Annotated in this window: 9 protein-coding genes and 1 pseudogene; 8 read left to right on the top strand and 2 right to left on the bottom strand. The window is 72.3% G+C overall.

What is annotated here, in order from left to right; genetic code table 11:
* The coding region (locus AC2W7G_RS05420; protein ID WP_485867537.1) for an MOSC domain-containing protein at positions 1–470 on the bottom strand (470 nt) is incomplete at its 3' end.
* A 128-nt stretch (positions 471–598) separates the two neighbouring features.
* Between AC2W7G_RS05420 and AC2W7G_RS05415 the strand changes: the two genes are divergently transcribed.
* The 8 genes and pseudogenes from AC2W7G_RS05415 (at position 599) to AC2W7G_RS05380 (ending at position 7219) form a co-directional block, all read left to right on the top strand.
* Positions 599–1366: an ABC transporter ATP-binding protein gene (locus AC2W7G_RS05415; protein ID WP_485867536.1), complete on the top strand. Its 768-nt coding sequence runs from the start codon at positions 599–601 to the stop codon at positions 1364–1366.
* Positions 1366–2382, top strand: a pseudogene (locus tag AC2W7G_RS05410) (FtsX-like permease family protein); the annotation flags it as partial. The gene AC2W7G_RS05415 and the pseudogene AC2W7G_RS05410, both read left to right, overlap by 1 nt.
* 79 nt (positions 2383–2461) lie before the next feature.
* Positions 2462–3919 carry an FtsX-like permease family protein gene (locus tag AC2W7G_RS05405; RefSeq protein ID WP_485867535.1) on the top strand — a complete coding sequence of 486 codons (1458 nt, stop codon included), beginning with the start codon at positions 2462–2464 and terminating at the stop codon, positions 3917–3919.
* A 146-nt stretch (positions 3920–4065) separates the two neighbouring features.
* Positions 4066–4356: a 30S ribosomal protein S6 gene (rpsF, locus tag AC2W7G_RS05400; RefSeq protein ID WP_020691399.1), complete on the top strand. Its 291-nt coding sequence runs from the start codon at positions 4066–4068 to the stop codon at positions 4354–4356.
* A 93-nt stretch (positions 4357–4449) separates the two neighbouring features.
* Positions 4450–5001, top strand: coding sequence for a single-stranded DNA-binding protein (locus AC2W7G_RS05395; RefSeq protein ID WP_485867534.1), 552 nt, complete (start codon positions 4450–4452; stop codon positions 4999–5001).
* Between the two features lie 35 nt (positions 5002–5036).
* Positions 5037–5273, top strand: coding sequence for a 30S ribosomal protein S18 (rpsR, locus tag AC2W7G_RS05390; RefSeq protein ID WP_019144022.1), 237 nt, complete (start codon positions 5037–5039; stop codon positions 5271–5273).
* A 19-nt stretch (positions 5274–5292) separates the two neighbouring features.
* Complete coding sequence (gene rplI / locus AC2W7G_RS05385; RefSeq protein WP_485867533.1) at positions 5293–5739, top strand: 50S ribosomal protein L9; 447 nt, start codon at positions 5293–5295, stop codon at positions 5737–5739.
* 79 nt (positions 5740–5818) lie between these two features.
* Positions 5819–7219: a basic amino acid/polyamine antiporter gene (locus AC2W7G_RS05380; protein ID WP_485867532.1), complete on the top strand. Its 1401-nt coding sequence runs from the start codon at positions 5819–5821 to the stop codon at positions 7217–7219.
* Here AC2W7G_RS05380 and AC2W7G_RS05375 read toward each other — a convergent pair.
* Positions 7216–7804: MATE family efflux transporter (locus tag AC2W7G_RS05375; RefSeq protein WP_485867531.1), on the bottom strand; the 589-nt coding region annotated here is incomplete at its 5' end. The genes AC2W7G_RS05380 and AC2W7G_RS05375 overlap by 4 nt on opposite strands.

Raw genomic sequence — 7804 nt, 5'->3', positions numbered from 1 at the left:
GACCGTGGCCGGCCCCGAGCGTCAGCTCGCCGTCGTCCAGCGGCTTCGCACCGGATGCCGCCGCGGCCGCGCAGCGCCCGGTGCGCCCCGTCGGCGTAGACGACGTTCATCCACGCGCACGGGTTGGCCGGCGTGAGCGACCGGAACCGGATCGGTCCCTGCCCGGTGTCGAGGGTGAACTCGTGACGGGCGAGCGCGTCGACGTCCAGCCCGCGGGTCACCACGTTGCGGCGGGCGAGCATCGGGTCGAACGGGCCCGCGCCGAGCTCGCCCTCGAGCCACGCCAGCGACTCGGCGGCGATGATCGTCATGGTCGCGTAGGTGAACCGGCTGCCGAAGTAGCGGTCGCCGACGATGCCCTTGTGCGCCCGCACCCGGACGCTCTCGCGCTCCTCGGGGCCGGCGGCCGGCTTCAGCCCGTCCGCGGGACGTCCGTCCATGCGGTTGCGCGGGGCGGACAGCAGTCCCACCACCTCGAGCTCGCCATGCCCCGACCCTAGCCCGCGTCCCAGGGTCCGATCAGGACGATTCCGTACTCCCGGCGGTCACCTGCGGGGTCTAGCGTGACGCCTGACAGCCGACGCCCAGGAGACCCCCGATGACCGCTGCCGCCCCCGTCACCCCCACCGTCGCCGCCCGCGCCACCGACCTGACCAAGGTCTACGGCTCGCGCGACGCCGAGGTCCGCGCCCTCGACGGCGTGTCCCTCGACGTCCACGCCGGCGAGTTCACCGCCGTCATGGGCCCCTCGGGCTCGGGCAAGTCCACCCTCATGCACTGCTTCGCCGCCCTCGACACCCCGACCTCGGGCTCGGTGACGATCGGCGACACCGAGCTCTACGCGCTCAAGGACAAGGCGCTCACCGAGGTCCGCCGCGACCGCATCGGGTTCGTCTTCCAGGCGTTCAACCTCGTGCCCACGCTGACCGCGCGCGAGAACATCCTGCTGCCGCTGTCCATCGCCGGCAGCAAGCCGGACGCGGAGTGGTTCGACCGCGTCATCGAGGCCACCGGCCTGGCCGACCGGCTCGGCCACCGCCCCTCGGAGATGTCCGGCGGCCAGCAGCAGCGCGTCGCCTGCGCCCGCGCCCTGGTCAGCCGGCCCGAGATCGTCTTCGCCGACGAGCCCACCGGCAACCTCGACTCCACGTCCGGCGCCGAGGTGCTGGGCTTCCTGCGCCGCAGCGTCACCGAGTTCGGCCAGACGATCGTCATGGTCACCCACGACCCGGTCGCCGCGTCCTACACCGACCGGGTCGTGTTCCTGGCCGACGGACGCGTGGTCGACGAGCTGCGCGACCCCACGGCCGAGAAGGTCCTCGAGCGCATGACGGCGCTGCAGACCCGCGCGATGGGCGGGCAGTGATGCGCAAGGTCACCCTCCGCAACCTGCTCGCGCGCAAGGTCCGCCTGCTGCTGAGCGCGTTCGCGATCGTCCTCGGCGTCGCGTTCGTCGGCGGCTCGCTCGTCTTCACCGACACGATCGACGCGTCCTTCGACGGCATCGCCGAGGGCTCGATCAGCGACGCCACCGTGCGTCAGGAGGGCGCGGGCTCCGAGAGCACGACCGGCGGCGGCTTCAACGTCGACGCCCGCCGCATCCCCGCCTCCGTCGTCGACGAGCTGGCGGCCCGCGACGGCGTCGCCCGGGCCGACGGGTCGGTCGACGGCCAGGGTCTGTTCGTCATCAAGAAGAACGGCAAGCTGCTCGGCGGCACCGGCGCCCCGACGCTCGCCTTCAACTGGACCGACGCCCCGAACACCCTCGGCGAGCCCACCGCGACCATCGTCGACGGACGCGCGCCGCAGCGCGCCGGGGAGGTCGTCCTCGACACCCGGGCCGCCGAGCAGGCCGACTACGAGGTCGGCGACACGGTGCGCATGGTCACCGCCGGCGACCAGCCGCAGATCGAGGCCGAGCTGGTCGGCACCGCCGAGTTCGCCGGCGGCGGGCTCGCGGGCGCCTCGCTGGTCTTCTTCGACACCGCCACCGCCCAGGACGTCTTCCTCGACGGCGAGGACGCGTTCACCACCATCGCGCTCACCGCCGACGACGGCGTCACCCAGCGACAGCTCGTGGACGCCGTCGAGCCCACCCTGCCCACGGGCCTGGAGGCGGTCACCGGCGACGAGCTGACCGAGGAGATCGAGGGCATCGTCGGGCAGCTGCTCGGCTTCCTCAACACCTTCCTGCTCGTCTTCGCCGGCATCGCCCTGGTCGTCGGCTCGTTCCTCATCGTCAACACGTTCTCGATCCTGGTCGCCCAGCGCAGCCGCGAGCTGGCGCTGCTGCGGGCGCTCGGCGCGTCCCGCGGCCAGGTGTCGCGCTCGGTGCTGACCGAGGCCGCCGTCGTCGGCCTGGTCGGCGCGACGCTGGGCCTGGCCGTCGGCTACGCCCTCGCGGCGGCGCTCAAGGCGCTGTTCGGCCAGTTCGGCCTCGACCTGTCCGGCACGACGCCTCGTGCTCGAGCGCGCCACCGTCGTCGTCTCGTACGTCGTGGGCCTGGTCGTCACGATGCTCGCCGCCTACCTGCCCGCCCGCCGCGCCTCGCGCGTCGCCCCGGTCGCGGCCATGCGCGACGACGTGGCGCTGCCCGAGTCGTCCATCCGCCGCCGGGTGCTGGCCGGCGCCGTCCTGGCCCTGCTCGGCGCGGTGCTCATGGCCACCGGTCTCAACGAGGTCGGCTCGCAGCACGCGCTGCAGGTCGGTCTGGGCGTCCTCGGCGTCCTGCTCGCGATCGTCCTGGCCGGCTCGGCGCTGGCCCAGCCGGTGCTGATCGCGTTCGGCGCCGTCTACGCGCGCCTGTACGGCACGGTCGGGCGCCTGGCGACCCAGAACGCCCGCCGCAACCCGCGGCGCACGGCGGCGACGTCGTCGGCGCTCATGATCGGCATGGCGCTGGTGACGACGATGTCGGTGCTGGGCGCCTCGGTGAACCGGTCGATCGACGCCGGCGTGGAGGAGCAGTTCACCAGCGACTACCTGATCTCCAACGCCGTCGGCCAGCCGTTCTCGCCCCGCATCGCCGAGGACGTCGCGAAGGTCGACGGGGTCGCGGTCGTCTCGGCCCAGCAGACGGTCGTCATGAAGGTCGACGGATCCGACACCTGGGCCACGGCGGCCGAGGCCGGCCCGCTCGACGAGATCTTCGACATCGAGTACCGCGACGGCGGTCCGGCCCGCCGCGACGGGGAGGTCGCGCTCAACGCCACGAAGGCGGGTCAGCTCGGCGTCGGCGTGGGCGACCGCGTCTCGCTCGAGCTCGGCTCGCGCGAGCAGGACGTGACCGTCTCGGGCGTCTACGAGGACACCTACGTCATCGGCAACGCGCTCGTCCCGCTCGCGACCGTCGAGGCGTCCCAGGTCGAGCGCGCCGACAGCGGCATCGCGATCGACGCCGAGCCCGGCGTCGACGTCCAGGAGCTCGGCGACCGGCTCGAGCAGGCCACGGCCGCCTTCCCCACCCTCACGGTGCAGAACCAGGAGGACTTCGCCGAGGCGCAGCGGGCGCAGGTCAACACGCTGCTGTACCTGATCTACGCGCTGCTGGGCCTGGCGATCGTCATCGCCATCCTCGGCATCGTCAACACGCTGGCGCTGAGCGTCATCGAGCGCACGCGCGAGGTCGGGCTGCTGCGGGCGGTGGGCCTGGGCCGCTCCCAGCTGCGCCGCATGGTCCGCCTGGAGTCGATCGCCATCGCGGTGCTGGGCGCCGTGCTCGGCGTCGCCGCCGGGCTGGTCTTCGGCACCGTGCTGCGCAAGGCGTTCGAGGACGACGGACTGACCGACCTGGCGATCCCCTGGCTGCGGCTGCTGCTCTTCATCGTCGTGGCCGCCGTCGTGGGCGTCCTCGCGGCGGTGGCGCCGGCGCGGCGGGCGGCCCGCCTGGACGTCCTCACGGCGATCTCCACCGCCTGAGCCGCGGGCGTCGCTGCCGGATGGATTTCGCCTCCGGCGGCGGCGTCCCGTAGGATTCCCAGGTTGCCTCCTGCGGGAGGTGCATGCAGTGACCCTCCTGCTGCGGAAAGTCCGTAGCCGTTTAGACCGAAGGAGGTGGAGTCACCATGCGTCCTTACGAGCTCATGATCATCCTCGATCCCGACCTCGACGAGCGCACGGTCGCGCCGAGCCTGGAGACGTACCTGAACCTGGTGCGACAGGACGGCGGTTCCGTGGAGAACGTCGACGTGTGGGGCAAGCGTCGTCTTGCCTACGAGATCAACAAGAAGTCCGAGGGCATCTACGCCGTCGTGAACCTGACCGCCACCCCGGCGACCGTCAAGGAGCTCGACCGTCAGCTCACCCTCAACGAGTCCGTCGTCCGCACGAAGGTCCTGCGACCCGACGCGAAGTGAGCCGCCCCGGCGCCGCGATGTGGATGAACCCTCGCGTCGTGTCGCCGGACTGCGCTTCACTGGGAACCCCGAACCCCTGAAAGGCTGGGCACCATGGCAGGCGAGACCATCATCACCGTCGTCGGCAACGTCACCGACGATCCCGAGCTGAAGTTCACCCCGTCCGGAGCGGCGGTCGCGAACTTCACCGTGGCCTCGACCCCGCGCACGTTCGACCGTCAGTCGAACGAGTGGAAGGACGGCGACACGCTGTTCCTGCGCTGCGCGGCCTGGCGCCAGCTGGCCGAGAACGTCGCCGAGTCCCTGCAGAAGGGCCAGCGCGTCATCGTCACCGGCGCGCTGCGCGTGCGTCAGTACGAGCGCCAGGACGGCTCGAAGGGCACCAGCGTCGAGATGAACGTCGACGAGGTGGGCCCCTCGCTGCGCTACGCGACCGCGAAGGTCACGCGCATCAGCCGGTCCGACAACGGCGGCGGCGGGTTCGGAGGCGGAAACGGTGGCGGCTTCGGCGGCAACAACGCCGGCGGCGGCCAGGGCGGTTTCGGTGGTGGCCAGCAGGCCCCCGCCGCGAACCCCTGGTCGACCCAGCCGGCGGCGCCGCAGGCCGACGCCTGGGGTGGCTCGAACGACGAGCCCCCGTTCTGATCGACACACACTCTTAAGACACACCAAGGAACATCATGGCCAAGCCTGTTGTCCGGAAGCCGAAGAAGAAGAGCAACCCGCTCGCGGCTGCCGGCGTCACCACGATCGACTACAAGGACACCGCGCTGCTGCGCAAGTTCATCTCCGACCGCGGCAAGATCCGCGCGCGTCGCGTGACCGGCGTCTCCGTCCAGGAGCAGCGCCAGATCGCCAAGGCGATCAAGAACGCGCGTGAGATGGCGCTGCTGCCCTACACGTCCACCACCCGCTGACTGGGAGAGGAGAACCCAGATGAAGCTCATCCTCACCCACGAGGTCTCGAACCTCGGCCAGCCCGGCGACATCGTCGAGGTCAAGGACGGCTACGGCCGCAACTTCCTGCTGCCGCGCAACTTCGCCATCCGCTGGACGAAGGGCGGCGAGAAGCAGGTCGCGTCCATCAAGGCCGCCCGCGACTCGCGTGCCGTGCACGACCTCGAGCAGGCGCAGTCCATCAAGGCCACGCTCGAGAACGGCACCATCAACCTGCCGGTCCGCGCCGGCGAGGGTGGCCGCCTGTTCGGCTCGGTCACCGTCTCCGACATCGCCGAGGCGTTCGCCGCGGCCGGTGCACAGGTCGACAAGCGCCGCATCGAGATCGGCAACCCGATCAAGGCCCTGGGCCCGCACACCGTCACGGTGCGCATCCACCCCGAGGTCAGCGCGTCCGCCACGCTCAACGTGGTCGCCGCCAAGTAAGGCCGCTTCGCTCGACGGCCGGTCACCCCGCGAGGGGTGGCCGGCCGTCGTCGTCCCGCGACCGGGAGAGGAGCTAGCAGTGACGACGACGGAGCCGGGCTCGCGCACCTTCAGCGTGCCGACGCTGACCGCGATGGTGGTCGGGTCGATGATCGGCGCCGGCGTGTTCTCGCTGCCTGCGAGCTTCGGCGAGGCGACCGGTGCGCTCGGTGCCATCGTGGCCTGGCTGATCGCCGGGTCGGGCATCCTCATGCTGGCGCTGGTGCTGCAGAACCTCGCGGTGCGCCGTCCCGAGCTGGACGCCGGCATCTTCGCCTACGCCAAGGCGGGCTTCGGCGACTACGTCGGGTTCAACGCCGCGTTCGGCTACTGGGCGTCGGTCTGCGCGGGCAACGCCTTCTACTGGGTCTTCCTCACCACGACCCTCGGCGCGGTCGTTCCCGGACTGGGCGAGGGCGACACCGTGCTGGCCGTGGCCGTCGCGTCGGTCGGGGTGTGGGTGTTCGCCGCCCTCGTCCTGCGCGGCGTCCGGGAGGCCGCGGCCCTCAACCGTGTGGTGACCGTCGCGAAGGTCGTCCCGATCGCCGGATTCGTCGTGCTCGCGCTGCTCGCCCTCGACCTCGACGTGCTGAGGGCCAACCTGTGGGGCGGAGAGGCCGCCACGCCGAGCAGCCTGGCCGCCCAGGTCGGCGACACGTTGATCGTCACCACCTTCGTGTTCCTCGGGATCGAGGGAGCCAGCATGTACTCGCGCTTCGCGCGCCGCCGCGAGGACGTAGGGCGTGCCACCGTGCTGGGGTTCCTGAGCGTCCTGGCGCTGCTGTCCCTGGTCACCCTGAGCAGCTACGGCGTCGTGCCCCGCGCGGACCTCGCGGCGACGCGCCAGCCGTCCATGGGCGGCGTGCTGGAGCAGGTGGTCGGCCCGTGGGGTGGCGCCGCGGTGGGCGGCGCGGTCGTCGTGTCGGTGCTCGGTGCCTACCTCGCGTGGACGCTGATGGCGGCCGAGGTGCTGTTCGTGCCGGCCCGCGCGGACGACATGCCCCGGTTCCTGGTCCGGGAGCGCCGCGGCACGCCGACCGCGGCCGTGCTGCTGGCCAGCGTCTTCGTCCAGGGACTGCTGCTGCTGACCCTGCTGGCCGACGACGCGCTGGACCTGACCCTCGCGCTCTGCACGAGCCTGGCCCTCGTCCCGTACCTGCTGGCCACGGGATTCGCGCTGCGCATCGCTCGCACCGCCTCCGAGCGGGTCGTCGCGGCGCTCGCCGCCGGCTACCAGGTGGTGCTGATCGCCGTCGCCGGCTGGGAGTACCTGCTGGTCTCGTGCCTGGTCTACGCCCCGGCGGCCGCGCTGTACGTCCGCGCCCGGCGGGAGAACCGACGTCGCGTCTTCACCCCCGCCGAGGCGGTGCTGTGCGGGGTGGTCGTGCTGGGTGCCGCCGCCGCACTGGCCGGTCTGGTGACCGGTCGAGTCGACCTCTAGCGGACGCCGAGCACCATCCAGCGGTCGCCGCGCTGGCGCAGGTGCAGCACGACCAGGCGGGCCGCGATGAACCCGCCGTACGCGCACCACAGGCCGACCAGCCCGGTGCGGCCCAGCACGACGGCCAGCGGCGCGTACACGGCCAGGACGACCAGGCCGGCCCAGGCCAGGTAGGTGCCGTCGCCGGCGCCGATGAGGATGCCGTCGAGCACGAACACCACGCCGGACAGCGGCTGGATCGCCGCGACCACCAGCAGGGCGGGGAGCAGCGCGTCCTGCACCCGCGTGTCGGGCGTGAACAGCGGCGGGAGGAGGACCGCGGTGGCGGCGAGCAGCACCGCGGCGACGACGCCGGCTCCCGCGCCCCAGGCCATGAGCCGCGACACGATCGAGCGGGTGCCGGGTGCGTCCCCCTCCCCCAGGCTCGTGCCGGTCATCGTCTGCCCGGCGATGGCGAGCGAGTCGAGCACGAAGGCGAGCAGCGAGACCACGGTCGCGGCGATCTGGTGCGCCGCCAGGGCGGCGTCGCCGAGCCCGGCCGCCACCGCGGTGGCCAGCACGAGGGACGCCCGCAGGGTCGCGGTG

The organism is Aeromicrobium sp. PFPM2_SD2 (assembly GCF_057364525.1).
The sequence above is the reverse complement of the archived record's forward strand: the minus strand, read 5'-3'. Positions and strand labels throughout refer to the sequence as shown.

Coding starts and splice junctions, on each gene's coding strand:
- AC2W7G_RS05415 (WP_485867536.1), top strand. CDS start 599: ATGACCGCTGCCGCCCCCGTCACCCCCACCGTCGCCGCCCGCGCCACC.
- rpsF (WP_020691399.1), top strand. CDS start 4,066: ATGCGTCCTTACGAGCTCATGATCATCCTCGATCCCGACCTCGACGAG.
- AC2W7G_RS05395 (WP_485867534.1), top strand. CDS start 4,450: ATGGCAGGCGAGACCATCATCACCGTCGTCGGCAACGTCACCGACGAT.
- rpsR (WP_019144022.1), top strand. CDS start 5,037: ATGGCCAAGCCTGTTGTCCGGAAGCCGAAGAAGAAGAGCAACCCGCTC.
- rplI (WP_485867533.1), top strand. CDS start 5,293: ATGAAGCTCATCCTCACCCACGAGGTCTCGAACCTCGGCCAGCCCGGC.